Raw genomic sequence first — 26,708 nt, forward strand, 5'->3', positions numbered from 1 at the left:
TCATGACCGCACTCGTCCTTCTCGATGCCGAAGACGGCACCATCCCCCAGACCGCCCGCTCGGCCATCGCGGCGGCCACCAGGCTTGGCAACGTGGACGTGCTGGTCACCGGTGGCCCCGACACCATCGAGGCCGCTGCGGCCAGCGCCGCGAAAATCCCCGGCATCCGCAAGGTCCGCGCCGTATCGGGCGAGGATTTCGCCCACGGCCTGGCCGAACCGCTCGCGGCCCTGCTCGTCGCCCTGGCCCCGGACTACGACCACATCGTCGCCGCCGCGACCGCCATCGGCAAAAGCGCCCTTCCCCGTGCCGCCGCCCTGCTCGACGCACAGATCATCCCCGATGTCATGGAGATCAAGGACGCCGAAACCTTCGTGCGGCCGATCTTCGCCGGCAACGTGCTGGTCACCCTGCGCTCGTCGGATGCCAGGAAACTCCTCACCATCCGCACCGCCAGCTTCGACCCCGTGCCCGCCGAAGGCGGCACCGCCCCGATCGAAACCGTCACCCCGCCCGCCTGCCAGGCAAAAGCGCATTTCGTCTCGGCGGAGCATTCCAGTACCGAGCGCCCCCAGCTCGAAGCCGCCCGGATCATCGTCTCCGGCGGTCGCGGCCTGCAAAGCGCGGAAGGGTTCAAGATCCTGGAACCATTGGCCGACAAACTGGGCGCCGCCATCGGCGCCTCGCGGGTCGCCGTCGATTCCGGCTTCGTTCCCAACGATTATCAGGTCGGCCAGACCGGCAAGATCGTCGCCCCCGATCTCTATATCGCCTGCGGCATTTCCGGCGCCATCCAGCATCTGGCCGGCATGAAAGACAGCAAGGTGATCGTCGCGATCAACAAGGACGAAGAAGCCCCCATCTTCCAGGTCGCGGATTACGGCCTGGTCGGCGACCTGTTCCAGATCGTGCCCGCCCTCACGGAAGCCCTCGGATAACCCCACTCAGGCGGGACGACGATACGGTCGCCCGCCTAACGAGTGTTCTACAGAAAAGCGCCCTCACCCCTCTTTCATATGGCAAACCGGGCACGAACATCCTCCGCCGCGCCGATCATCGGCCACGCGCAAGGCGCCCACGCCCGGATACCCCCCCGCTGCGGTTCGTTTTCCTCTCAAAAAACGTTCCCATCCAATCACCCATTGGAACTCCACTCTTTTTTCGACGTTTTGCGCGCCCGTTCGCCGCCTTTTCAGTCGAGAGAGTGTGAAGCGCGCCGCTTCCGATTCCTGCCGTGATTTTCTTGCAACCCTGTCAGGCGGGGCTCATAGTTTGCCCGGATCAGAGACATGGAGAACGCGCTTGCCCGGTTAACCTACCAAATGTTTGGTTTGAATGCTGAGATGGTCAGTCCAATAATGAAAAATAAAATAACGCTGATGGCATGCAGCGCCCTCCTCACCCAGACCTTGTTCAGTCCCGGCCACCAGGCCGCCGCCTCGGGTTTCGCCTTGCGTGAGACCGATGCGATTTCGCTGGGCAACGCCTATGTCGGCTCCGTCAGCCGCGCGGGGGATGCGTCCACCGTCCTGATGAACCCGGCCGGCATGTCCTTCCTCGACTACAGCGAATTGCAGGGCAACGCCTTCTACGCCGGCCCCGTCGCCCGCTTCTCGGGCCAGAACTATATGGGCCCCGGCGTCACCACCCCCGGCGTGCAGGGCAATCGCGGCATCACCGACGCCGCCACCGCCGCCGGCTACGGCGTCCTGAAAATCGACCCGCACTGGGCGATCGGCTACGGGTTCTATACGCCCTACGGCCAGCGCGCCAATTACCCCACCAACTGGGTCGGGCGCTATCAGAGCCTGGTCAGTTCGATCACCGATTATGAAATCGGGATCATGGCCTCCTACCGCTTCAACAAGCGGTTCTCGATTGGTATCGGCCCGCGCATGGGGTATCTCGCCGGTCGCTTCACGCGCGATGTCAATCTCGGCGCGCTGAACGCCTTCGGGCCGACAACGGCCGACATGGCCGGAAACGCCTTCGGCTTCGGCTACGACGCCGGCATCCTCTACAAACCCGATGACGCGACCCAGATCGGCATCAACTACCAGTCGCGCATCGCCTACGATCTCTCCACCCGCACCAAATTCGCGCCGCCGCCGCTCCTGGCCGCCAATCCGCTGGTCAACGGTTCGCTGATCGCCCAGAGCGGCCATGGCGCCATGCAGGTCACCCTGCCCGACGCCGTCTCCTTCGGCGTCACGCGGGTCCTGTCACCACGCTGGACCATCATGCTGCAGGGCGAATGGACCCACTGGTCTCTGCTGCATTCGCTGAACAACATCTCCGACCACCCCGGCGGCGCCAGCACCTCGATTCCGGTCAACTGGCGCAATAGCTGGTTCGGCGGCATCGGCGCGACATACCGGGCGTCGAAGTCCGTCCTCCTGCGCGGCGGCTTCAGCTACGACCAGAGCCCGACGACCATAAGAAACCGCAACACGATCACGCCGGATACCAACCGTTTCGATCTGGCCGCAGGCGTGGACTACACGCCGATCAAACGGGTGACCTTCACCCTGTCCTACGCCCACATCTTCGGCACCAATCCGAAAATCAACGATGCGGCCTCGGAAACATCGGGGCGATTGATCGGCTCGTATAACGATTACGGCAACATCGTCTCCTTCGGCGTGAGAACACGTTTCTGAACGACAGCGGGACCTCACGGGATCGACCCTCCGCCAGGGTCTCCCCTCCCGCCCGATTAAAGGGTTTTCCCATGAATGTCATGAATGAGAGCACCATACTGCGTCATACCGCGTCAGGTGATTCGATCCAGGATCTGTTCGAGCTTCTGCGCGTCTCGACATTTCGCCATCCCAATGCCCTCGCCATCGACTTCATGGGGCGCAAGCTCACCTATCGCGAAGTCTTCCAGGCGGTGGAGCATGTCGCCGGCGGCCTGAAGGATATCGGTGTCTCCAGGGGCGATCGCGTCGCCCTCTCGCTGCCCAACACGCCTTACGCCGTCATCCTCTTCTTCGCGGTGCAGCGGGTCGGCGGCATCGTCGTCAATCTCAACCCGCTCTACGTCCAGCACGAGGTCCACCAGATCCTCAAGACCGCCGACGTGTCGGTTCTGGTGATCTCGGACCTCGCGGCCATTGCCGAGCCCGCCTACCGGGCGGCGGAGAACACGCAGGTCCGGCGCATCGTCGTCTGCCCGTTCTCGCATGCCCTGCCACCGGTCAAAGGGACCCTGTTCAAGGTTCTCAAATCGAAGGACATCTACCATTTCCCGGCCGACAAGCGCATCGTCACCTACGATACGCTCGCCCACAGCAAGACGGTGGCCAGGCACGTCACGATCGACCCGATGCACGATGTCGCCGTCCTGCAATTCACCGGCGGTACCACGGGCATTCCCAAGGCGGCCAAACTCACCCACGGCAACCTTCTGGCCAATATCGAACAGATCAAGGACATGGCGCAGGACGCCCTGCGCGAACCACCCATCACGCTGGGCATCCTCCCCCTGTTCCACGTCTTCGCCCTGATGGCCGTCATGCTGCTCACCATCGAGCGCGGCGGCGAAATCGTCCTGCTGCCACGCTTCGAAACGCAATCCACCCTCGCCACCATGCGCCGGGTTCGGATCACGCTCATGCCCACCGTCCCGACCATCCAGACCGCCCTGCTTCGCGACCCCAGCCTGTCGCCGGACCTGTTCACCCACATGCGCGCCATCATTTCCGGCGGCGCCCCCCTGCCGGTCGCCCTGCGCAAGCGCTTCGAGGAAACGGCAAAGTGTCCGGTCATCGAAGGCTACGGGCTGAGCGAGACCTCACCGGTCCTCACGCTCAATCCCCTCCATGGCGTCCGCGACGGCTCCTGCGGCAAGGTGGTCCTGCATACCGACCTGCAGATCCGCAGCCTCGATGATATCAGCCAGCGCCTGCCGGTCATGGAAAAGGGAGAAGTCTGCGTCAAAGGCCCGCAGGTGATGTCCGGCTACTGGAAGAGCGAGGAGAATGCGTCCGCCTTCACGCCAGACGGCTATTTCCGCACCGGCGATGTCGGCTATCTCGACGAGGACGGCTATCTCTTCCTGGTCGACCGCCTCAAGGACATCATCATCTGCGGCGGCTACAACGTCTATCCGCATATCATCGAGGAAGCCCTTCACCGCCACCCGGCGGTGCTGGAAGCCCTGGTCATCGGCGTCCCCGACCCCTATCGCGGCCAGTCCCCGAAGGCCTTCGTCACCCTCCGCCCCGGCTCCACAGTCACGGCGGCCGACCTCGCGACCCATCTGGAGCAATATATCTCCAAGATCGAACGCCCGCGCGAGATCGTCTTCCGCGACTCCCTGCCCAAGACCCTGATCGGCAAACTCTCCCGAAAAGACCTGAAGATTCAGGAGGGCATCACCAGTTGACCTTCAATGGCGCAGAAACCCCATGCCGACCTGCGTCGCGGTACGCAGGGCTTCCGTCCATAATCCCTGCCCGCCGCCCATGCCACCCCGGCCGCGCCGCCCCGACGATCCGCCGTCTTCCGCGTAAGACTCGCCATCGTCATCCAGCGGGCGGCCCCGATCGGCGCAGGCAGACAAGATCGGCAGCGCAACCGCCATCACGAGGACCATTCTCAGGGCGGATGCGCGCATGGCCGGGCCTCTCTGCGTTGCCGACGGAAACATGCCAAAACCTAGCGAAGCCTGTCTTTTCGTTAAGGCACTGAATTGTCACAAAGGGTCACCGTCACGCCGGCACTCACCACAGGAGTCGCGATCCACCACGAAAACCCGTAAAGTGCGACGCTTCATCGCCACGCACGACAGAGGCATGCCGAAAAAGACCCAACCCCGCTTTCACCCCGCCCCGCCCAAACGGGGCCGTCCCTGGACACGCCCGGCGCTGTTCAGCGCGGCCGCGTGCGCCCTGCTGCTGGCCGCCGCCGGATTGCGCACGCTGGTGCTGGACCGCCCCCATCCCGCCATCGGCGGCCCCTACGCATTGACCGACGAGCAGGGCCACCCCATCACCCAGACCGCTTTTCATGGCCGCTATACGCTGATCTATTTCGGCTACACCCATTGCATCGACGTCTGCCCGCTGACGCTGGCAACCGTCACCACGGCGCTGGAGCAACTCGGCCCCCGCGCCGCCTCCGTCGTGCCGGTTTTCGTCACCGTCGATCCAACGCGCGATACCCCATCGGTCGTCCACGACTATGTCGCCCGCTTCTCGCCCCGCATCGTCGGGCTGACAGGCAGCCCCGCCCAGATCCAGCCGATGCTCGATTCCTTCCACGTCCTGGCCCGCCGACACGCGCCCACTTCCAACCAGCCCGACAGCGCCTACCTGATGGATCACAGCTCCGTCCTCTATCTGATGGACGGCAACAACCATCTCGCGGCCATGCTCCCCGTCGATTCCAGCCCCCGGAGCATCGCCGATCGACTGCGCACACTCCTGCCCAATACCTGAAAACCTAAGCATTTGTCAGGTTATTTAGGCTTTCAAACACGCTCCGATCCGTCAGGCGGAATACGACGCCCAGTCATCCAGGCCACCACAGCCAGCACCAGCAGCGACCCGCCCAGCTCCGGCAGCACCAGCCCGAGCAGCACCATCACCAGAACCGCCCCCACACCCACCCGCCGATCCGGCAAGGCAGCCGGCACGCCCCAGCCACCCGGCGGCCGCCGCCGCAGCCACAGAACGGTCGCGGCAACACTCATGGTCGCCAGCCCGCTGGCCACCAGCAGATTGAGCAACTGGTTAGGCCAGCCGAACAACTGCCCCTCATGCGCCGCCACGCCATACCCGACGGCACGATCGACCAACCCCTTGCCGGCAAAATCCTGACGCGCCAGCACGCTTCCATCCGACCCAACCTGAACGCTGGCCCGAAATGGCCGATCCTGCGTATCCGACCGCACCTCCCACGGCGCGCCCGCCGAAGCGGGCGGCGTCACAAGAGCCGGCGCCGGCAACCCCAGCCGCACACCCGTCGCAACCACGGCATCGAGCCCGGCAAGACCTTCCGGCTCCACGCCCTGCCCACCGCCCATGTCCATGCCCGGCATATCGGCCATGGCATCCGCGCCGGCAGGAGGCGCAACCGGATGCCCCGCGATCGTATCGCGCACGGGAACAGCGCCGATTTCCCAATCCGGCACCGCCATCAAACGCCCCACCCGCTGCTCGACCGATTGCAGCGCATGCCCCCAGACGAACGACCAAGGCAGACCGGACACCAGAAACAACGCCAGCACCAGCGACAGCCACAGTCCTGTCACCGCATGCAGATCCCGCCACCGCGCCCGTCCGGAGAGGCCAAGCCGCGGATAGACGATCCCCGCCAGCCCCCTGCGCCCGCGCGGCCACCACAGATAAAGACCGGTAACGATCAGCACGATCGTCCACGACGCCACCATCTCCATGATGACCGACCCGACATTGCCCAGCAGCAACTGCCCGTGCAGCTTCAACACCACCCGCTCGAACCGCGCCTCTTCCGGCACCTGCCCAAGGATCGCCAGCGACGACGGATCAACATAAACCCGGATCGCCTCGCCACTCCGCAGGACGATCACCCGGGCCGCTCCATGCCCAGGGCGCGGCAGTTCATAAGCCATGAGCCGGCTGCCCGGCACCGCCCCCAGCGCCGCGCGCACCTCGGCCGACGCGGGCGCCCCCGCCCCCGTCGCGACCCGATGGTCATAACGCCAGTCGATCAGATCATCGATTTGCGGCTTGAACAGATAGATCGTGCCCGTCAGCGCCAGAAAGGCCACGAAGGGCAGGCAGAACAATCCCGCCAGCATATGCCAGCGCCAGATCGTCCGATATTCGGGCCAGAAGGCGGATTGTCCCTCACGCATGGTCGCATCCCCCTTCAAAAATGCACCCGCACACCGCCGAACACGGCGCGCGGCGACCCGGCATAGATCGACCCGGTCCGCGTCGCGAGCACCGCCGCCCCCGCCTGGGTTCCATCGGCCTGCAACACGTCCGCGATGTTCGTCGCACCGGCCACGTAGGTCTGGTTGGCCAGATTCTGCACTTCGATGTAGCTGTGCAGCCGATGCACCCAGCCAAGGCGCTTCGGCGGATCGTAATGCAGTTCCAGATTGACCAGGGCATAGCCCGGCGCCCGCAGCCGGTTGGCATTATCCAGCCAGTAATCGCTCCGCCAGGTCACCTCGACATACCCGCCCAGCCCCTCCAGCGTGCCGTCCGGCTGGTCATAGAGAAACCGGGCATTCAGAAAATTCGGCACCACGCCCGGAATCCGCCTGCCGTCCCGATCGAACGCCCGCGACAACCCGCCGCCGGACATCACCTCGGTATAATCAGTGTAGATCTGGTTGTCGTAGGTATAACTCAGCCTGATCCGCCCACCCGGCAGGGCACGGCGCAGCGGCGTCCATTCCGCCCCCAGTTCGACACCCCGATGCTGCGACGCCGGCGCATTGAACGTGAAGGAACTGACTGTATTGACCCCGGCCGACTGGCTGACCAGCTCATTGCGATAGAATTCGTAGAACCCCGTCGCCTGAAGGTCGAGCCCGGCAAACGGATGCCACTCCGCCCCCAGATCGACCCCCACGCTGGTCTCACTCTTCAGATGGGTATTGTTGCCGTAATTCCCCTGCGGGGTCACGAACAGGTTCGATGTCGTCGGCGTGGCATAGGCGGTGCCGACGCGCGCATGCAGCGTCCAGTCGCGATCCGGCGCATAGATCAGCGCCGCCTCGGGCGCGAGATTGAAGAAGAAGCGATTGGCCGTAATCGCGGTCACGCTCTGCCCGGCGGCACTATATCCATACAGATTCTGGATCGCCCCAAGATCGGAATAGGTTCCCCCCAATCCGACCACCGCATGCCATTGCGGCGCGAACTGCCAGTCCTCCTGGAACCGGGCACCAAGATTCCACTGATGCCCGTATGACGTCCCGTTCAGCCCGCCGCGCGTCGCCCCGCCTGCCGGCGTCACGTTATAAACCTGCGACCCGAAATCCAGATAATCGAAACTGACACCGCCGAACGTCGTCAGACTGCTCGCCCCCAGCCGCGCGTGGCTCGTCACATCGCTGCTGGCATTGTAGGAATTATACGGCCCTACATAGCTGGCCACCGAAGTCGGCTGATCGATATGGCGCTGGTCATAGGTGAACTGGTTGCGCCAGGTCGTCCGGCTGTCGAAATCATGCTCCCAGCGCAGACCCACGATGGTCCGCCGATCGAACCGGCCCAGCCCCGCCTGCTGCGGGGTCCGCGCGACGGTCGCCCCATAGCGGCCATTGACCAGCAGGTTCACCGTGGCGCACCCCGCCGCCATATCCGCGGCAACGGCACAGCCCTGCTGATAAGGATTAAGCCGATACTGCGCCAGAGACAGCCGCAGCGGCAGAAACGCATCGGTGACGTTATTGACGAATTTCAGGATCAGCCGATCCCGCTCCGTCAGGTTGACCCGCAACCGCATATTTTCGGTCGAAGTCGCATAGCGGCTGTTGGCAATGAAGCCATTCCCCCGCACGTCGCTGCCAAAGACCGTCAGATCATACGCCCGCCCGCCGACGCCCAGCGTGACATATTGATTGAACATGCCGAAACTGCCGAAATCCGACCCCAGTTCCAGCCCATGGATATCGGCGCCGGAGCGGGTGCGGAAATTGATCGCCCCGTTGATCGCATAATTCCCGTACACGGTGGAAGCCGGCCCCTGAAAGACATCCACCCCCTCATAGGCATGCGGATCGATCAGGTCCGACCGCGCCGTGCCATCCGGCTGGGTGACCGGAAACCCGTCCTCCAGCACCTGGAGGTTCTTCAGCCCGTAAGACTGCCGATCCCCCGACCCCCGCACCGAAACCACGATATCGCGCGGCCCATTCCCCGCAACGAAACTCACACCGGGAATGGTCACGACCATATCGGCCACACTCTGCCCCACCTGATTGGCAAAGCTACTTCGCTCGGTGCTGTAGGTCGTCTGCCCCGCCGGCCGCACCGTCGCCGCCCCCCGCCCCGAACCGCGCACGGTAATCCGCTCTCCCGCCGGCACGGCCGACGCAGCCGGGGCCGAACGCTTGAGAGGCACCCGTTCCGGCGGCGCGACAGCCGGACGCCTCTCCTTGACCGATTGGGCAAAAGCGGCATGCACGCAGGCCAGCGCCAACGCGCCGGCCACCAACCCCGGTCCACTTGCATGGACGATTCTGATGGACATGGATTCAGACCTGAAAGACCGACACGAAGACCTGCCGCACAACGCACGACGGTCACGAGAACGCATCCAGAACCTGATTCGAAATACGGGCTGGCAAACGAAAGCGCCCCACCAAGGTCGCACCGACGTGCCTTTCCAGGCATCGAAGCCACCAGCCAGATGGCCGTGAACACCAAAGCCAGGAAATCGCGCATCAGATCGCCGCCAGCGCACAGATTCGCGCAGGCTCTCAGGCCAGGGCGGGCGGTCCTTGTGGATAAAGGCTGAAACGGTGCCGGAAGGGTGGCCCGCGCACGGGCGGAAATACCCACCCCATCCCCATGGCAACGACTGCGCAGACCACGAAAGCCGCGCTGCCCACAATCAGGGCCGGCGTATCGAGCGCCTCGGCCAACAGCACGAAGCCGTCTACCTGCCCGCCTCCACCACCATGATGCGACCCCTCGGGTCCCGGCGCCATGGGATGACCGCTGTCACAGAACACCGACAGACTGGCCAGTTGCACCAGCGGATCGTCGAACACCGCCTGCGGGCTCGCCAGCCCACCGAGCGTCAGCCGCGCGACCAGCGCAAGCAGAACCAGCGGCCATGCGGCCCGCCACCTCGCCCTGCTGTCGCGCATCACACTCATAATCCGCTCTTAGGGCCTTTCCCCCGCCCTGCCTAGCGTATCCGAACTGTCATAAACGCGGGAACCCGCCAGCATCTCGCCTTCGGGCCATTTTTTCCCTTCCTTTTTTGGCCGCATCGTCCATACGTCGGCCGTCCAGCAGGAAGAAGGGGGGACATCATGGAAGACGAAAACGACGTGATCGTCGGCTATCTCGTGATACGGGAAATCGGCGACGACGAAGTCCAGTTCTGGGATCCGGAAGCAGGCTGGAACGACGACCCGGACGACGGCAAGCTCTACGAGACCGAAGAAGAAGCCGAACGCGACGCCGAAACCCTCCGCGCCGGCAACAACGACACCATCACCGTCGAACCGGTTTACGGTGACGACGGTGAGGAAGAAGAAGACGAGGATTTGTAACCTCATCCCCCCTTCGGCGTGCAATTCTGCCGAGGGGGGCGATACGATCAAGAGATCGCTCAAAATCAGTTGCCAAACACAGCAAGTTCTATGCCGATTCGAAAGTGAAAACAGACCGTATCTTCTGCCCTGAACCCGGCTGCGCGGGCCTATCCTGAATTTCGTGTGTTTGGTGTGATGCTGGAGAAGGAGAAGCATCATGGCCCGACGCAAGAAGCCGGTGGATTCCTGACGATGTTCTGGACCAGGTTCTGGCTGGTCGCGTGGTCCGCACGATGTCCGACGCGGACTCCCTTTTGGGCGATATGAAGAAGGCGCTGGCGGAGCGGTTGCTCAACGCGCCGAGCTGGACCACCATCTGGACGACGAGGCTGCGGCCGGCTCCCCGAACTGCCGCAATGGCTACGGCCAGAAGACCGTGCGGATGTCGGCCGGTTGCGGTTGGACATCCCGCGCGATCGGGCGGGAACGTTCGATCCGCAACTGATCGCGCGCTACCGGCGGCGGTTTCCCGGTTTCGACGATCGGATCGTCTCGATGTATTCGCGCGGGGTGAGCGTACGCGAGATCCAGGGCCATCTGCTTGAAATCTATGGCGTAGAGGCCTCACCGGACCTGATCAGCGTCATCACCGACGCCGTGCTGGACCGGGCGGTGGACGCCGAGGCCGGAAAAGCTGCCCTGGCCGCCTTTGCCGAAAGCGCCTGGGGCCGGAAATACGCGGCGATCGTCCAGTCCTGGGAGCGGGCCTGGGAGGAGGTCATTCCCTTTTATGCCTTCCCCGCCGAAGTCCGGAAATTGGTCTATACGACCAATGCCATAGAGGCGCTGAACGCCAAGCTCAGGCGGGCCGTCCGGGCCAGAGGGCATTTCCCCAATGACGACGCGGCCCTCAAGCTCCTCTTCCTGGCCTTGAACCGGGCCGAGAAAGAATGGACTATGCTCCCAAGGGAATGGTCCATGGCAAAGGCACAGTTCGCCATTCTCTTCGGTGACCGCTTCGCCCGCGCCATCGTCTGATCAACAACGTGAACAACGCCTCGCACACGAAAATTCCTGACAGTCCCGGCCGCGCGGCGGAGTTTCGGGCGGATTGCCTTACCTTGCGGTGTGGTTCCGGCAGCGTCTACGATCTGCGTCCTACCTATCTGATCCCCCCTCGTGCTTGCCCCGCCACGCCTTCCGCCGAGTCTGTGCCCCAGTTCAACGCTGGAGATGCCGCGTTTGCTCTGGGTCAGGTGATACAGGGCAGGAAACTCGATCCGCAGCAACACCTTGGTCGCCGCGAAGATCATCCCGGCGACCAGAGACGTCTGTTTGCAGCACATGCTGCATTGCTACCCACAGCGCTGGATGACGCTATGCGCCCGCCCACCACAGGCTGTGGCGTTCAAAACCGAATGCCCAATACCAGTTGAAGATTACCGCCGCCCCTTCTCTTCGCTTCGCTTCGCTTCGCTTCCAGAGTTCGTCGAACTGAGTTTCGTTCAGCCACTATTTGAAACTGAACCTTAGTTCCGAGCCATCGACCAAGCCTCGCAAAATCAACAATCGTTCTTATTTCGTTCAATGAATCCGTGACTGAACATAGTGCGTAATCAGGAAAAATTTTCAAAGGGCAATTTTGCGTATATAATAACAGAAATATTATCAGAAGGATGAGCCACATGAAACAAAAAATTCATAGAATATGGTTTGGAAATAAAGAAATTCCCCATACTTACGAAAACTATTGGAAAGCATGGCAGCGTCAATATCCGTCATGTGAATTCATCACATGGACAGATAAAGACATGAAGAATCTGCCACTTTCCTATGAAAAATTAAAGATATTTTCCAGCAAAATCTCTCAATCAGATTTAGCTCGTTATGAAATTCTGTACCACCATGGTGGCATGTATATCGACTGTGATATGATGCCATATAATTACATCAATATTAAGGACATAACAAAACAATTGACCATATGCAATGAAGATGACTCCGAAGAGTATTGCTCTATCGGTTTTATAGCATCCCCTCCCAAAAATGAAATTTTTTATGATTTGATTCATCATATTATTCAAACAGATATAGATGAAACAAGGCCGAACATTACAACAGGACCTCACTTATTCGGTCTATATTTAAAAAAATACCCATATAAACGTTTGGCAACCGCTTCTTTTTACCCCTACCAATATAATGAACCTCTCTCATCTATTCTGAACAAAAATCTTGATACCACATATGGCATTCATATCTGGGGTGGAGGGTGGGTCTCTCCTGAAATAAAAAAAGAAAAAATAATAACTCTAATCAAATCAGGAGATATTGAAGATGCCAAAAAACAATTAGAAACACTAGATAATCTTGATGAAATCAAGAATATAATTCACGCAATTCACAAACACAGAGAACAAACTATTAATTGCGTTATGAGTATTGAAAAAAATGTTAGTTTTAACGAAAAATCAGAGAAGCTATTTGAACTATCAAAAATAATTCATTGGGTTTTGAATAAATATCCAGAAAAACTCATTTGGCAAATCGGCGCAGCAGACGGAATTCTGGTAGACCCGCTGCGTAACGCAATGATTAATTTCAATCCACGGGCCCTTCTTCTCGAGCCCAATCCTTATATGTATACCCTCCTGAAAGAAAACTACAAAAACAATACCAGAGCCAATATCCTTCAGCGAGCCTATAGCCTTGACAAAAAAAAGCTCTCCTTAAATGCCATCAACCCGCAAAAAGTAGAAAAATCTGGCCTACCCGCATGGGTTCTTGGAATATCCTCCATCTACAACGACAAGAATGCCATAGGGGGCCTAGGGGGCATAGATGAACGAACGACAAGAATCATTCAAACCTGCATCGAAAAAATTGAGGTCGATGTTGTGGGATTCGATGAGCTTGTTGCGATTTCAAATGGTGCGCCCCCTGACATTGTGGTGATCGATGCTGAGGGAATGGATAAAATCATTATCGATGATATACTTTTACACAAATGTCACCCAATTATTATTCATTTTGAAATACAATGCATGAGCGATAGCAGCATAAAAGAACTAATTTCTCACCTAAGTGAGCAATATTTTATTTTACAGTTTGGGAACGATGTTTCTGCTTACCGAAAAGACGTGTTGTTAGATTATGCAAAATATATCTATATTGAAAATGGCTTTCATAATATTTTCCAATCCGGGATCAATGTTTTAAATCTCTCGCAAAAAACATAAGCAGCCCCATCATTCAAACTGAATAAGCCATTGCTGGCTTATTCAATTAATGTGACCACTCAGCGCTTGTTTGGAAATCCACGCTGGCGAGCGAGAGCGGCCCGTCAGGGCCGCGCTCGTCGTGTGTTTCCGAGCATCGGAGCGGAGCGCAGGAAATGCGCGCTGGATCGCCGCCAGCCCACATTTCAGGTCAGGCTTATCTTATGCCTTCCGTGTCGCTGCGTGCGACAAAGGACTGATTTTTCTGGGGTGGCCACCCCGGAAAAATCAGGAAGGGAACGGGTCGGTGACAGCAAGCATAGGACATGGAAAAGAGGACGCATCCGGCCACGGCTTCCAAGCCCGAACCACAGCCCGCGTCGATCATGATCGGGATCGACGTCTCCAAGGATCATCTCGATGCAGCCCGTCACCCCGGTGGAGAGACCGTGCGCGTGGCCAACACCCGCAAGGGCCAGACCGCGCTCCTGCGCTGGATCAGCGACATGAAGACCGTCGCGCGGGTGGTGTTCGAGCCGACTGGCCCGTATCACCGGCTGCTGGAGGAACGTCTGGCGTCCCTCGGCGTGCCAACGATCAAGGTCAATCCGCGGCAGGCGCGCCGTTTCGCCGAGGCTACCGGCAGGCTCGCCAAGACCGATCGTATCGATGCACTGATGCTGGCGCGCTATGGCGCGCTGCTGGAGCCGGTCGCACGCCCGGTCCGTTCGGACCAGCAGAACCGCCTGGCCGAACTGGTCGCAGCCCGCCGCAGCCTGATGCGAGACCGGACGGCAACGATCAATCGCCTCAAAACCCTGACGATCGATTTGCTGAAACGCCATGGCCGGCATCGCTTGCGGCAGATTGAAGGGCAGACCGCTTCTCTCGATGCCGCCATCGCGGCATTGGTGGCAGAAGACCCGCACCTGTCTCGGCGCCGGGACGTGCTGGCCAGCATCCCGGGTCTTGGCATGATCACCGCCCACGCCCTGCTGGCCGACATGCCGGAACTCGGCACGATGGAGGAAGGCCAGGCTGCCGCTCCGGCAGGCACTCTACATGCCCGCCATCGTCGCCATGCGCTTCAACCCCGATCTCAAGCGGGTCTATGACCGACTGACCACCACCGGAAAGCATGCCAAAGTCGCCATTACCGCCATCATGCGAAAACTCATCGTCCTCGCCAACGCGCCGTTGCGCGACAATCGCCTATGAACGCCAGAAACAGCTTGATCACAACGGATACTCTCAGGCAGCGCAACTCACTTATATCCACTGATATTTTATATTCCCGATTTGATTGATACCTTATATAAACTTCTTCCAATGAGAGCCTGTTTGGAAATCTACCCTGGCAAGCGAGAGCGGTGCGGCCTTGATGGCCGTGAGCACCGAAGCACAGGAAACGCGCGTCGGATCGTCACCAGCGTGCATTTTCAAACAGGCTCTGAAGTTATTTGGAATGGCGAGTATGATTCAAGAAAAAAATGTTTCCAATCCGAACATTTCCATCGTCATCAATATACATAGAGAAAAAAATTTTCTTGCTCGAACACTGATCAACCTCGAAGGCTGCATTCGCTACTCGCAGGTCTGCGGCCTGACCTGCGAAATTATTGCCGTTTTTGATTCAAGCGATGAAGAAACTGAAACGGTTTTCCAAAACACCGATTTACAGGACGTCTGTCCTGTAACCGTTCTCCGTGTCTCTCATCGTTCATTGGGTCTATCACGCAATTCAGGAATTGAAGCGGCAAAAGGAACCTGCATTCTTCTGCACGATGCTGATGACCTTATTTCATTCAATGCCTTGACGGCCCTTTATACTGATGTCATGCAAAGCGGAAAATTGGCAATCAGGATATGTCAATATTTATTCTCATTTGGTATGCAGAGCCATATTCTGGAATATCCTGACACTGATGCTACGTCCCCTTTGCCATTCATTGGCATGCATCCCTATCTGTCGTGCATCATGTTTCAGCGTAGTCTTTACGAAAAAATACAGTTCGTGGATCACTCCCTATCTTCTGGCTATGCGTATGAAGATTGGCATTTCAATGCGACAGCACTAGCTATAGACTGCAACATCCGCCCCACGCCCGATACAGTCTTTTTTTACCGAAGACGAGCAAGCAGTCTTTCGGTTCAAGCATCAACCGACTCTCCCGGACAAATTGCGCCCTGTATTCTTTTCGAGCCGCCAACTTTTCTACGCCTGAGCAAGGATAAATATTTGTCATGGAAAACCCATGGCCGAGACATCCTGAAGACATTTAATTTCAAACGTATTGATGCGCTCAGAGATCCGGTATTCTGGGGACTGCTTTCTGCTGCCAACAAAATAGAGCCCTTGATTGACCCCTATTTTTTGACAGATAACGACTTTCGTTCCTCTTTAGATTTGATAAACCCTGCCATAGGCGTTGCCTATTACGAAGTGTGTGAGATAATTCGGGATAAAACATTTACAGATGTCATTCTGTTACCCTTCCTCTCCGTCGGTGGAGCGGAAAGATATATTTTTGATATTATCAAGGCCCTGGAGGCATTAGCCCCCGACAATCAAACTCTGATTATTCTGGGTGAAAAATCCTCTGCAATGAGCGCATCAGCACGCTTGCCAAAACACGTAACCATACTTGACATTCCAACCCTTGCCTCTGACCTGAATGAGCATGAACGCAATCTGATTGTCCTCAAGCTTATCCAGAACTGCGCTCCACAAGCGCGCATCCACATCAAGCCAAGTCCATTTGCATATATTTTTACACATAAATTCCTGAAAATACTAAAAAATAACAAGAAAATATTTTACAGATTTTCTGATGAAAAATCAGGATCAGATTCCTTTCCTATATACAGAAATTTCTTCACAACGGCAGCAACGATTCTTGATGAGGTTGACCTCATATTATCAGATAATAAAAATATTATTAACAACGATATTTATTATATTTACGCAAAAAACAAAAAAAGGAAACTACTCTATGCATGCCAACCAAACTTTACCTCTATAGACTCTATAAAATCGAATATTACCCAACCAAGCACGAGAATTTTATGGGCAAGTCGAATTGACAATGAAAAAAGACCAGAACTGTTAATTCCAATATCCAAAATGCTTTATGAACTCTATCCAGAAGCCCAGATTGATGTTTTTGGAATAAACGTTCTAGGTCATTTTGACACTCATGTCTTTTCGTCCTTCCCGAACATTACCTACCGAGGGCCCTTTTCGAACTTTACTAAAATTGCGACAGAGGGTTATGCTTGCTTCCTTTATACAAGCAGCTTTGACGGGCTTCCCAACGTGCTGCTGGAGGCCATGTCTGTAGGGCTGCCTATTGTAGCACCTGCCGTGGGTGGGATTGATGAAATCATTGAAAATAATGTGACCGGCAAGCTCATTCACTCCGACACACTGACGGATGAAGAATTGGTGAGGGCCTACGCCCACGCATTAAACGATCTTCTCCGCCACCCGGAGCAGCGCCAGCAACTTGCGCTCAACGCCCTCCGCAAATTGGAGGAACAACACGGACCTGAGCAATATACCGAGAACGTCAAAAAAATCTTTGAAGAGCTGGCATGCGATTGATAAATATCAGGCTTCCAAAATAGAGCGTGCTCAAACCCCAATCGCTTTTTTGCATATAAAGACATGAATTTTACGCCAGGCAGGAAAACAGAGACATGACCTTTCCAACCCAAGACGACCAGAAAGAACGTTCAGTAGAATTTCTTTTGTATAACGAAAAAAGATTGAAAACCAATTTTGCGGAATTGCAAAAACAGTATCTGCTCGCCTTGCAAAAACTGCGTGCGACCGAACAGGCCCACGCCGCCCTGCAAGAGCAGGTTAATGCTATTAATGGAAAAATTGGCGAATTCCGCAAAGGATACCTTGACCTACAAAAAGAGAGGGACGACTTGGCCCGCGCAATCACCTTACTTAAAGCTACTCGGTCATCATAAGTGTCCGTCCGAGATCATCTTGAATCTTTAGAATCATCTGTGATTCCATGTCGGTAGCCCCGATTTGGAGAGGCGCTCGATGTGGGCGATTGAAAATCGCGTCCGGTATGACAGCGGCAAACTCCGCTATCCCAGCGACCTGACTGACGAGGAATGGTCGCTGATCGAGACGATGATCCCCCATGCGAAGCGGGGCGGCAACAAGCGACCGTGAACGTGCGCGAGGTCATGAACGGTCTGATGTATATTCTGAGCATCGGGTGCCAGTGGCGCGCGCTCCCGAAAGATCTGCCGCCACGCAGCACGGTGAACTATTATTTCTGCCGCTGGCAGTATGAGGGTACGCTCGAGCGGTTGCACCATGCCCTTTACGTGCTCTGCCGCGAACAGGTGCATCACGACGCCAGCCCCACAGCGGCCATTATTGACAGTCAGAGCGTCAAAGTGCCGAAAAAGGGGGCGCCGGATCGACCCGTCCGGCTTCGACAGTGGCAAAAAGATCAAGGGCAAGAAGCGGCATATCCTCGTCGATACACAGGGACTTCCGATGGCCGTCATAGTGCATGCGGCTGATATCCAGGACCGCCACGGCGGCGTCATGCTGATGGCAACATTGTTCGGACTGTATCCGTTCCTTCTGAAACTCTACGCCGACGCTGGCTATCAGGGGCCGAAGTTCCAGCAGGGACTGGCCCATGCCTGCCGCACTGTGAACGTCGAGATCGTGCGACGATGCGATGCCCGAAAGTTCGTGGTGTTGCCCAAGCGCTGGATTGTGGAACGCACCATCGCTTGGCTGAACCGCTGCCGACGCCTGAGCAAGGATTGGGAGTGCCTCAACCAGAACGCACTCGCTTTCCTTCAATCGGCATCAGTCCGGATGATGCTCCGAAGACTCTGTAATCATAAAGCATGATCTTGGACGGACTCTAAGGCTTTACGGTGCACTGCCCACGCGGCAGAATGCCCATTGCGCATGAGCCCGGCCTTTCGGGGCATCCAATATTGGCTTGGGCGGAAATGTTGATATAGTCATTGTTCAAATTCCCTCTGTAGCAAAGTGGGCGTGTGGCACGTATTCTTCTTACCGGCGGAGCCGGATTTATCGGCTCCCACACTGCGGTAGCCCTTCTAGCGCGTGGCCATGAGGTCGCGCTTCTGGATAATTTTTCTAACGCATCGCGCTCGGTCCCTCCCCGGCTGAAGGAAATTACGCGCGTTGACTGCCCCGTCCATGAGGTGGATATCCGTGATACCGAGGCTGTGCGGCAGATATTTGCAGCTGCCGCATTTGAGGCCGTCATTCATTTCGCCGCCCTCAAGGCCGTGGGAGAAAGCGAAGCTAACCCACTGCTCTATTTTGATGTCAATGTAGCGGGCACTTTAAGCTTGCTCACAGCCATGCGGCATGCGGGTATCGGGCGTATTGTTTTTTCTTCTTCCGCCACGGTTTATGGGGCACCAGAACACTGCCCCATTGCAGAAATAGCGCCTCTGCATGCCACCAATATCTATGGCCGTACAAAACTGATCATGGAAGATATGATAGGGGACCTTGTGCGAACCGGCATATTGTCCACCGCATTTTTGCTACGCTACTTCAATCCTGTTGGCGCCCATCCCTCGGGCCTAATAGGGGAGGCCCCATGCGGCGTTCCCACCAATCTGATGCCCTATTTGTGCCAGGTCGCAGCCAGACAGCGCGACTGCCTGACCATTTTTGGCAATGACTACCCCACACCCGATGGCACAGGCATACGTGATTACCTGCACGTCATGGATCTGGCGGAAGCTCACTGTGCCGCAGTGGAGGTAGCCCTTGGCACTCATGGCACCCATGCCGTCAATCTCGGGACTGGCACTGGCCATTCCGTAATGGAATTGCTCCATGCGTTTGAAAATACAACAGGGATTGAAATTCCCTACAAAATTGGCGCGCGTCGCCCGGGCGATGCTCCCAGTTGTTATGCCGACCCGGCTTTGGCAAAAACCATGCTTGGCTGGACCGCCAAGCGTACATTGGTCGATATGTGCAGGGATTCATGGCGCTGGCAATTCCTGAGTGCAAAAGTCAAATAGACAGCAGAGAATGACCGATTAAAAAAAATCTTTCATTATGAAAATAATCAAAGACAATATCAATAAGGACAATCTGATGGATATCAAGATTTATGTATATCATCACACCAATACAAATATACATAGAAACCGTTATTTTGAACCCATTCAGGGGGGGCGCGCAATTGCCAATGTAAAATTTGCAGGCATGATTGGTGACGACACAGGTGACACGATCTCTGCTAGAAATCGGGAGTGGTGCGAACTTACGGTCCTTTACTGGATTTGGAAAAATACGCAACATGACTATGTCGGCCTGAACACTGAAAAATCATATTTGATCTTCTCCGAACTCGCTCACCAGAAAATTTCCATTCTTAATAAAAATATCGAATTTATTGATTTCTGCTCCCAAAATATTGAGAGTTCCTGCCAGAATCACACCATTCTGACCGCGCCCTTATGCAAGATTCACCCCCACTCTGCGGCATCTCATGTCCAGACATTTTATGAGAATTACTGCTTTGAACATGAGAAAAAAGATATTGACTGCGTTCTAACCCTCATAAAAAACAACTTTAGTGTGTATTATGAAGCAGCCCTTTTAACAGCACATATCGATTCTAAGTTTAATAGCGAAAATATTCTCCTACGGAGAGACATTTTTGATCAATATTGCGATTTTATTTTTTCTGTTCTTTTTCTTTTTGAAAGAACTGTTGACACATCTCATCGCAACAACGAACAGAAAAAAGTATTTAAATTCATTTATAGTTTTCTAAGCACTGTGTTTTTGATGAAACATTTTGTTTATGGTGAAAAAGAAACGTTTTTTCATGCTGGAGAAATTATTATTCCAAAATTCTCCACACCATATGACATAAGCAAAATAACTTACAAACATCCACCCAAGGAAAGGCCGATCAAATACTCAGACCGTATTCACATTGTTATCTCGTTTGATGATAAATATATAGATCATGCAATGGTCTCTTTGTATTCTTTACTTGACAATACAGAAAATCGAAATAGCGTCCATTTCCACGTTCTGCATGACGAAAGGTTGAGTCATGCCAACATAAAAAAAATGCATGCGAAATTTCCAATAAACCAGTTCGATTTCTATAATGTCAGCTCAGATACTTTCTCAAACATTTTCCCAAACAATCGGCCGCACATTAGCAAAAACACGTATTACAGACTGATAATGCACGAATTTCTTCCAGATAATATTGGTCGTTTCATCTATTCTGATCTAGATACCATTTATTGTGACGACATAACGTTACTCTGGAATATGGACCTGAAGGAAAAAACACTCGGTGGGTGCATGGATGAAGGTGGAATTACCCATTCGCGAAAGCTTTTTGGAAAGAAATACAACAAAAGCTATATCAATGCAGGTGTTTTTGTTATTGACCTACACAGAGCAAAAGAAAAATATGGCAATCTAAAGTTTCTGTACATGGAATCTTTTGTAAAAAACATAAAAAATATCACGCTTCAGGATCAGGACATTATTAATATCGCCTTCAAAGATGATATTGAACTCTTGCCCTTGCGTTGGAACGCCGGTGGGCGGCTTTACGGCCACAACGAGCAGGATGTCGCCTATTCGGACCTCCAGCAGGCCGAAGCCGCCAAGCACCCGGCCATTCTTCATTTTACGGGCGAAGTCAAACCGTGGGTTGCCTCATGCGAACACCCCCTGAAGAACCTGTACTTCTTTTACCGGGCAAAAATGGAAACGCAGGAAAATGACCACCCCCCCCCTTCCGCATGAAAACGGTCATCCGCATATTTTCCTCGCAAAGGGCCAGGCTCCTTGTTTACCCATATCTCCCAACTACTGGTGTAAGCGTCCGTTTAAGAATGGTCATGGATGGACAATTCTGCGGAGCATGAGGCTACCGAGAGCGACATGGATCATCGCCTCCGTGACGTCGATCCTCTGCTCGTAATCCCGCACGATCCGCTTCCAGCGCGTCATCCAACCGAAAGTGCACTCGACGACCCAGCGCCGGGGCAACACGTTGAAGCTGGGCCCCTTGTCGGAGCGGCGGATGATCTCGAGAACGAAATCCTGATAGGTCGCGGCATTCATAAGGCGGGTGCGGTCGTAGGTACTACCGTCAGCGAACAGATGCTTGAGCCAGGGCCATCGCTTGCGAATGGCTGCGACGATCGCTTGAGCACCAGCACTGTCGGAGATATCGGCGATGGTCAGATTGACCATGAGCAATCGGCCATCTGTATCGACGGCAATGTATCGCTTACCGCCGACACCTTCTAGCCTGTATCAAAAGCCCTGCTTTTCCGCTGCTGGTGCCTTGATGGACTGGCTATCAACGACGGCGGCCGTCAGGCTCCGCTCGCGCCCTTCGCGTTCGCGGTCGAGCATCAGTGCGACGTCATGGATCGTGCGGAACAGGAGCCGGCGCATGAAGCGGCGGAGCCACCAATACACTGTCTATCAAGGGGCCGAAAGTCGTTCGGCAGCATCCGCCATCCATTGCCTGTCCGTGCCAGATAGCGAAGCGCATCAAGCACATCGCGCAGGTCCGTCGCAGGCTTGCGACCACGCTTGGCCACTGACGGCAGAAACGGCTGAATGAACAGCCATTCCTCGTCCATCAGATCGGTCGGGTAGCGTCTTGTCTTATGCCTTCCGTGTCGCTGTGTGCGACAAAGGACTGATTTTTCCGGGGTGGCCACCCCGGAAAAATCAGGAAGGGGACGGGTCGGTGACAGGCAGACCGTGATGGGTCGGCTTGAGAGTATGACCGCCCCTTCTTTTCCTTGTGCCCTGAACGGATACCCGAGGTTCGGCCTCGGATGACAAGCATAGGACATGGAAAAGATGACGCATCCGGCCACGGCTTCCAAGCCCGAACCACAGCCCGCGTCGATCACGATCGGGATCGACGTCTCCAAGGACCATCTCGATGCAGCCCGTCACCCCGGTGGAGAGACCGTGCGCGTGGCCAACACCCGCAAGGGCCAGACCGCGCTCCTGCGCTGGATCGGCGACATGAAGACCGTCGCGCGGGTGGTGTTCGAGCCGACTGGCCCGTATCACCGGCTGCTGGAGGAACGTCTGGCGTCCCTCGGCGTGCCAGCGATCAAGGTCAACCCGCGGCAGGCGCGCCGTTTCGCCGAGGCTACCGGCAGGCTCGCCAAGACCGATCGTATCGATGCGTTGATGCTGGCGCGTTATGGCGCGCTGCTGGAGCCGGTCGCACGCCCGGTCCGTTCGGACCTGCAGAACCGCCTGGCCGAACTGGTCGCAGCCCGCCGCAGCCTGATGCGAGACCGGACGGCAACGATCAATCGCCTCAAAACCCTGACGATCGATTTGCTGAAACGCCATGGCCGGCATCGTTTGCGGCAGATTGAAGGGCAGACCGCTTCTCTCGATGCCGCCATCGCGGCATTGGTGGCAGAAGACCCGCACCTGTCTCGGCGCCGGGACGTGCTGGCCAGCATCCCGGGTCTTGGCATGATCACCGCCCATGCCCTGCTGGCCGACATGCCGGAACTCGGCACGATGGAGGAAGGCCAGGCTGCCGCTCCGGCAGGCACTCTACATGCCCGCCATCGTCGCCATGCGCTTCAACCCCGATCTCAAGCGGGTCTATGACCGACTGACCACCACCGGAAAGCACGCCAAAGTCGCCATTACCGCCATCATGCGAAAACTCATCGTCCTCGCCAACGCCCTGTTGCGCGACAATCGCCTATGAACGCCAGAAACAGCTTGATCACAACGGATACTCTCAGGCCACCGTCCCCCCCACAGAACGAATTCCGCTTGTTCGTCGCTCTGGACACCATCAGGCTCAAGGTTAGACCATCCCCTTCGTAGCAGAGCGTCACCGCCTCCGCTTATCCCGAAGAAAATACAAATTCCTTGGTTTGATTGCGTTATCCCATCATCGAGACGTAACGATGTTTCCCCCCGGATTGCTACATCCAGTGACTTCGTGATTTCAAGGTTATCCCAGAGCAGGCCCAATATGTTGCCATAAACACACAAAAATTGCGATCAGAACGGTCATCCATCGGCACACAAAAAAATTCACCGCAACCGCGATTCTATTATTTTCCCACGATCCGCGGCAAGGATAAATACTATTTATTAAGGCTATTCTCCACCTGATTATCCGTCAAGCACAGCGGAGGGAAGCACGTATACGCCATCATCTCACGATAATGCCGATTCATCAGATGATCGATCGAGCTCGTCGGCAAAACCCGTCCGCCCAATGCCGGATAGGCAAGATCCACCGTCTGCATGGGCAGACAACTTCTAATCAGCTTATCAGCGCCCAGGGGCGAAATCGCATAACCGCAGATACCGAACGTATGATCCAGCCGGAAAGGCCGCGACGTAACGTCCATGTCGCGAAACGTCTGAATCCCCGCCCGGACGCTATCCTGCGAGAATGTTGCAACACATTGCGTAATGCCGGGGAGAAGCTCGAACTGCAGCACCGTGTCCGAATTATTGCCCCACAGGATGATGTCCCAGTCCTCGGGCAGGCTGGCAATGACCCGGCTGCTTTCCTCTTCGAAATTCCGGCACAGGAAGGCATCGTCTTCGAAAATATGGGCAGCCACGCCGCTCTTGGCGACCGAGCCCCAAAGGGCGACATGCGTCAGTCCCGAGCCGACGGCACCACGCGTGAACTGGCAATCCGGATGCAGAAAAGCCTGCTGCTTCATGCCCTCGATATCCAATAGCGATCCGTCGATTCCCGGGGCATGCACCAGTCCCTGGATATGCGCGTTGACCGTGAGAAAACGCTCGGTCCGTTCCGGCGTTCTTTCCAAGCTGATAAAGAACTTATTCATATCCAACCATGTCCCTGAGACGATATACGATTACGGCGGAGAATCTTCCATTCCATGTCCCCGGCATCGGGTCTTCAGTTCGGATCAATGAAGAAAACGGGAAGAGAAAAACCGGATGACTGGAAAGATCGCTCGATCACATCACTAGCGTGCAACGCTTCCCTGATCGTAACATCCATATCGAGGTAACGATACGTTCCAAGCCGCCCAAGAAAAGAAATGTTTTTTTGCTCCCGCGCCATGCTGATATAATTATCGAGCAAAACCCTGTCATTGACAAGCCTGACCGGATAATAGGGAATATCATTCCCCCCCGCAGCACGGCTATACTCACGGAAACAGACGGTTTTGGAGAAATTTCCCATTTCCCATGGGGAAAAATATTTATGCTCGGTGATCCGAGTATAAGGGATATCTTCGTCACAATAATTCATGACCGCTGTTCCCTGAAAATCGCCATCCGCCACAACCCGTTCGAAATCAAGGGTTCGGTATGCCAGACGCCCGATCCGGAACCCGAAATAACGGTCGATCGGCCCCGTATAAAAGACATGATTGAATTCCTCGGACAGGGATTCGAAACTGCAATTATGCCTAATTTCTATTCCATCGACATTCAATATATTCTGGACAACTACAGTATATCCTTCCTCCGGAATACCCTGATACCGATGACTGAAGTAATTGTCATCATAGTCGAAACGCAGCGGAAGACGTTTCAGGATGGAGGCCGGCAGTTCTGTCGGGTCGATCCCCCACTGCTTGAGGGTATAGCCCCGGAAAAATGCGCGGTACAGTTCCGGGCCGACCATCTTCAGTGCCTGCTCCTCGAAGGAACGCGGCTGCGCGATGGAATGGTCCGCCCTCTCCGCGATGAAGTCCCGGGCCTCCCGAGGACTCATCGTCTTTCCAAAAAACTGGTTGATGGTCAGAAGATTGACGGGAAGCACGTGAACATGCCCTCCCGCGACGGCCTTCACACGGTTCGTATACGGGCGAAAATTACCAAAACGCCGCACATAATGCCAGACGCGCTCATCCGCCGTATGAAAGATATGCGGTCCATAGCGATGGACCATGATCCCCGTCTCAGGGTCGCGTTCGGTATGGCAGTTACCACCTAGATGGGATCGTTCGTCCACCACGATGACCTGGTGACCGCACCGGGCAAGCGTCCGGGCAATGACAGCCCCGCTCAGTCCGGCGCCGACCACGCAAAATCTCATGCTCTTCCGTCTTTCGACCCGTTCCGTTCCGGGAAACGGCCTCTTCTCCCGCCCCTCCCGACTGATAGACGCTTCCGCCCGCGAATGCCACCGAACGCTTTTGAAAAAATATGCCGGGTAACTCGCTGCAGATCCTGTCCCTATGCTTCGGGGTTCAGGCCGTCTGTCCGCCCTGCCGCCGCCTCTGCCGATCCGGATGACCATAAATATTAGTCGCCACCACCCCTGCCATGACAATGGCACCACCTACCAGGGTCCGAACTGTCGGAATTTCACCGGTCAGAATAAACGCCAGCACCAGCGTCGCCGGCGGCAGCAGATACAGTAGGCCTGCCCCCCTCGCCGCCCCCATATGGCCAACCACGAACGCCCACGCCGCATAGCCGATGGCTGCGGGGAAAATCCCCAATTCCAGCACCGCCGCCCAGCAGCGCACAGGCGCCCCCGGCAATATCCTGAGTGCCTGCGGCAACCATGGACTCAAACAGACCGCTCCCGCGATCAGGATGTAGCAGATGGTCGGCAGCGCCCCGTAACGCAGCACCAGCTTCTTCTGCAACGTGGTATAAAGCGCCCCGCAGACCGCCGCCCCGAAAACCAGAGTCGCACCCGACCCGAGGGAAATCCCACCCGCCTGCCCACCGGCAATCAACACCACACCCGCAAAACTGCACAGCGACCCAGCCCATCCCCAGGGCGACAGCCGCTCGCCCATCACCGCCACCGCGATCAGGGCGGCAATCAGCGGCATCGCGCTGATCAGCAGGCTTGCAGCACCGGCCGAAACGGTCACTTCCCCGGTATTGAACAGGATATTGTAAAGCGCGATCCCGATCGCCCCACAAGCCAGGATACGCGGCCAATCCCCCCGCGCCGGCACCGGCGGGCGGGCCCACGCCAGCCACCCCCCGGCCAGCATCGCCGCAATGGCATAGCGTGCGGCAGCCAGCGGCACCGGCGGCAGATCGCGCAACGCGATCCGCACGACAGGATAGGCGCTGGCCCACGACAGGATGGCAACAATGACGATCAGCGGCAGGAACCGCACGGCAGTAGACATGCTTCAGGCTTCCCCGCCCGAACACGAGGCGGGCACCTCATGTCATACCGAAACGATCCCGACCACGCGAGGGGCCAGGTCCCTGACTTGCGCTCGAC

Annotated in this window: 17 protein-coding genes and 5 pseudogenes; 14 read left to right on the forward strand and 8 right to left on the reverse strand. The window is 56.5% G+C overall.

Features of this window, described 5'->3' with window-relative positions; translation table 11 throughout:
* The first annotated feature begins 2 nt into the window (after positions 1-2).
* The 3 genes from ACMAUO_RS14275 (at position 3) to ACMAUO_RS14285 (ending at position 4,390) form a co-directional block, all read left to right on the forward strand.
* Positions 3-938, forward strand: a complete 936-nt coding sequence (locus ACMAUO_RS14275) for an electron transfer flavoprotein subunit alpha/FixB family protein (RefSeq protein ID WP_420357645.1) — start codon at positions 3-5, stop codon at positions 936-938.
* A 420-nt stretch (positions 939-1,358) separates the two neighbouring features.
* A complete protein-coding gene (locus ACMAUO_RS14280; RefSeq protein ID WP_420357646.1) occupies positions 1,359-2,660 on the forward strand; it encodes an OmpP1/FadL family transporter in 1,302 nt (433 codons plus the stop codon).
* A gap of 71 nt (positions 2,661-2,731) precedes the next feature.
* Positions 2,732-4,390, forward strand: coding sequence for a long-chain-fatty-acid--CoA ligase (locus ACMAUO_RS14285; protein ID WP_420357647.1), 1,659 nt, complete (start codon positions 2,732-2,734; stop codon positions 4,388-4,390).
* A 3-nt stretch (positions 4,391-4,393) separates the two neighbouring features.
* On the opposite strand, the gene ACMAUO_RS14290 is transcribed toward ACMAUO_RS14285, so the two are convergent.
* A complete protein-coding gene (locus ACMAUO_RS14290) occupies positions 4,394-4,621 on the reverse strand; it encodes a hypothetical protein (protein ID WP_420357648.1) in 228 nt (75 codons plus the stop codon).
* Between the two features lie 178 nt (positions 4,622-4,799).
* Between ACMAUO_RS14290 and ACMAUO_RS14295 the strand changes: the two genes are divergently transcribed.
* Positions 4,800-5,444: an SCO family protein gene (locus ACMAUO_RS14295; protein WP_420357649.1), complete on the forward strand. Its 645-nt coding sequence runs from the start codon at positions 4,800-4,802 to the stop codon at positions 5,442-5,444.
* 32 nt (positions 5,445-5,476) lie between these two features.
* Here the strand turns inward: ACMAUO_RS14295 and ACMAUO_RS14300 are convergent, their stop codons facing one another.
* The 3 genes from ACMAUO_RS14300 to ACMAUO_RS14310 all read right to left on the reverse strand — a co-directional run bounded on the left by ACMAUO_RS14300 (position 5,477) and on the right by ACMAUO_RS14310 (position 9,829).
* Positions 5,477-6,844, reverse strand: a complete 1,368-nt coding sequence (locus ACMAUO_RS14300) for a PepSY-associated TM helix domain-containing protein (protein ID WP_420357650.1) — start codon at positions 6,842-6,844, stop codon at positions 5,477-5,479.
* 14 nt (positions 6,845-6,858) lie between these two features.
* Positions 6,859-9,198 carry a TonB-dependent receptor family protein gene (locus ACMAUO_RS14305; protein ID WP_420357651.1) on the reverse strand — a complete coding sequence of 780 codons (2,340 nt, stop codon included), beginning with the start codon at positions 9,196-9,198 and terminating at the stop codon, positions 6,859-6,861.
* Positions 9,199-9,427: 229 nt separating this feature from the next.
* Positions 9,428-9,829, reverse strand: coding sequence for a hypothetical protein (locus tag ACMAUO_RS14310; protein WP_420357652.1), 402 nt, complete (start codon positions 9,827-9,829; stop codon positions 9,428-9,430).
* Between the two features lie 159 nt (positions 9,830-9,988).
* Between ACMAUO_RS14310 and ACMAUO_RS14315 the strand changes: the two genes are divergently transcribed.
* The 9 genes and pseudogenes from ACMAUO_RS14315 (at position 9,989) to ACMAUO_RS14355 (ending at position 21,253) form a co-directional block, all read left to right on the forward strand.
* On the forward strand, positions 9,989-10,231 hold the full coding sequence (locus ACMAUO_RS14315; protein ID WP_420357653.1) for a hypothetical protein: 243 nt from the start codon (positions 9,989-9,991) through the stop codon (positions 10,229-10,231).
* A 199-nt stretch (positions 10,232-10,430) separates the two neighbouring features.
* Positions 10,431-11,251: pseudogene (locus ACMAUO_RS14320) on the forward strand (transposase).
* A gap of 647 nt (positions 11,252-11,898) precedes the next feature.
* The gene (locus ACMAUO_RS14325; RefSeq protein ID WP_420357654.1) at positions 11,899-13,452 is read left to right on the forward strand and encodes an FkbM family methyltransferase; all 1,554 of its coding nucleotides are present in this window, start codon (positions 11,899-11,901) and stop codon (positions 13,450-13,452) included.
* A gap of 305 nt (positions 13,453-13,757) precedes the next feature.
* A pseudogene (locus ACMAUO_RS14330) lies at positions 13,758-14,649 on the forward strand (IS110 family transposase).
* A 163-nt stretch (positions 14,650-14,812) separates the two neighbouring features.
* The gene (locus tag ACMAUO_RS14335) at positions 14,813-17,035 is read left to right on the forward strand and encodes a glycosyltransferase (protein WP_420357655.1); all 2,223 of its coding nucleotides are present in this window, start codon (positions 14,813-14,815) and stop codon (positions 17,033-17,035) included.
* Positions 17,036-17,130: 95 nt separating this feature from the next.
* Positions 17,131-17,412: a hypothetical protein gene (locus ACMAUO_RS14340; RefSeq protein WP_420357656.1), complete on the forward strand. Its 282-nt coding sequence runs from the start codon at positions 17,131-17,133 to the stop codon at positions 17,410-17,412.
* Positions 17,413-17,491: 79 nt separating this feature from the next.
* Positions 17,492-18,328 (forward strand): annotated as a pseudogene (locus tag ACMAUO_RS14345) (IS5 family transposase).
* Between the two features lie 152 nt (positions 18,329-18,480).
* A complete protein-coding gene (gene galE / locus ACMAUO_RS14350; RefSeq protein ID WP_420357657.1) occupies positions 18,481-19,491 on the forward strand; it encodes a UDP-glucose 4-epimerase GalE in 1,011 nt (336 codons plus the stop codon).
* 76 nt (positions 19,492-19,567) lie between these two features.
* Positions 19,568-21,253: a DUF4422 domain-containing protein gene (locus ACMAUO_RS14355; RefSeq protein ID WP_420357658.1), complete on the forward strand. Its 1,686-nt coding sequence runs from the start codon at positions 19,568-19,570 to the stop codon at positions 21,251-21,253.
* A 93-nt stretch (positions 21,254-21,346) separates the two neighbouring features.
* Here ACMAUO_RS14355 and ACMAUO_RS14360 read toward each other — a convergent pair.
* Positions 21,347-22,185 (reverse strand): annotated as a pseudogene (locus ACMAUO_RS14360) (IS5 family transposase).
* A 145-nt stretch (positions 22,186-22,330) separates the two neighbouring features.
* Here ACMAUO_RS14360 and ACMAUO_RS14365 point away from each other — a divergent pair.
* Positions 22,331-23,213: pseudogene (locus ACMAUO_RS14365) on the forward strand (IS110 family transposase).
* A 388-nt stretch (positions 23,214-23,601) separates the two neighbouring features.
* Here ACMAUO_RS14365 and ACMAUO_RS14370 read toward each other — a convergent pair.
* The 3 genes from ACMAUO_RS14370 to ACMAUO_RS14380 form a co-directional block, all read right to left on the reverse strand.
* Positions 23,602-24,324, reverse strand: coding sequence for a glycosyltransferase family 25 protein (locus ACMAUO_RS14370; RefSeq protein ID WP_420357659.1), 723 nt, complete (start codon positions 24,322-24,324; stop codon positions 23,602-23,604).
* 74 nt (positions 24,325-24,398) lie between these two features.
* Positions 24,399-25,550 carry a UDP-galactopyranose mutase gene (glf, locus tag ACMAUO_RS14375; RefSeq protein WP_420357660.1) on the reverse strand — a complete coding sequence of 384 codons (1,152 nt, stop codon included), beginning with the start codon at positions 25,548-25,550 and terminating at the stop codon, positions 24,399-24,401.
* A 154-nt stretch (positions 25,551-25,704) separates the two neighbouring features.
* Positions 25,705-26,610 carry a DMT family transporter gene (locus tag ACMAUO_RS14380; protein ID WP_420357661.1) on the reverse strand — a complete coding sequence of 302 codons (906 nt, stop codon included), beginning with the start codon at positions 26,608-26,610 and terminating at the stop codon, positions 25,705-25,707.
* Positions 26,611-26,708 lie beyond the last annotated feature (98 nt).

Origin of the sequence: Gluconacetobacter brunescens (assembly GCF_048695475.1) — a bacterium.
Lineage (GTDB): Bacteria > Pseudomonadota > Alphaproteobacteria > Acetobacterales > Acetobacteraceae > Gluconacetobacter.

Coding starts and splice junctions, on each gene's coding strand:
- glf (WP_420357660.1), bottom strand. CDS start 25,550: ATGAGATTTTGCGTGGTCGGCGCCGGACTGAGCGGGGCTGTCATTGCC.
- ACMAUO_RS14315 (WP_420357653.1), top strand. CDS start 9,989: ATGGAAGACGAAAACGACGTGATCGTCGGCTATCTCGTGATACGGGAA.
- ACMAUO_RS14305 (WP_420357651.1), bottom strand. CDS start 9,198: ATGTCCATCAGAATCGTCCATGCAAGTGGACCGGGGTTGGTGGCCGGC.
- ACMAUO_RS14325 (WP_420357654.1), top strand. CDS start 11,899: ATGAAACAAAAAATTCATAGAATATGGTTTGGAAATAAAGAAATTCCC.
- ACMAUO_RS14300 (WP_420357650.1), bottom strand. CDS start 6,844: ATGCGTGAGGGACAATCCGCCTTCTGGCCCGAATATCGGACGATCTGG.
- ACMAUO_RS14310 (WP_420357652.1), bottom strand. CDS start 9,829: ATGAGTGTGATGCGCGACAGCAGGGCGAGGTGGCGGGCCGCATGGCCG.
- ACMAUO_RS14370 (WP_420357659.1), bottom strand. CDS start 24,324: ATGAATAAGTTCTTTATCAGCTTGGAAAGAACGCCGGAACGGACCGAG.
- ACMAUO_RS14340 (WP_420357656.1), top strand. CDS start 17,131: ATGACCTTTCCAACCCAAGACGACCAGAAAGAACGTTCAGTAGAATTT.
- ACMAUO_RS14275 (WP_420357645.1), top strand. CDS start 3: ATGACCGCACTCGTCCTTCTCGATGCCGAAGACGGCACCATCCCCCAG.
- ACMAUO_RS14355 (WP_420357658.1), top strand. CDS start 19,568: ATGGATATCAAGATTTATGTATATCATCACACCAATACAAATATACAT.
- ACMAUO_RS14380 (WP_420357661.1), bottom strand. CDS start 26,610: ATGTCTACTGCCGTGCGGTTCCTGCCGCTGATCGTCATTGTTGCCATC.
- ACMAUO_RS14335 (WP_420357655.1), top strand. CDS start 14,813: ATGGCCGTGAGCACCGAAGCACAGGAAACGCGCGTCGGATCGTCACCA.
- ACMAUO_RS14295 (WP_420357649.1), top strand. CDS start 4,800: ATGCCGAAAAAGACCCAACCCCGCTTTCACCCCGCCCCGCCCAAACGG.
- ACMAUO_RS14285 (WP_420357647.1), top strand. CDS start 2,732: ATGAATGTCATGAATGAGAGCACCATACTGCGTCATACCGCGTCAGGT.
- ACMAUO_RS14290 (WP_420357648.1), bottom strand. CDS start 4,621: ATGCGCGCATCCGCCCTGAGAATGGTCCTCGTGATGGCGGTTGCGCTG.
- ACMAUO_RS14280 (WP_420357646.1), top strand. CDS start 1,359: ATGAAAAATAAAATAACGCTGATGGCATGCAGCGCCCTCCTCACCCAG.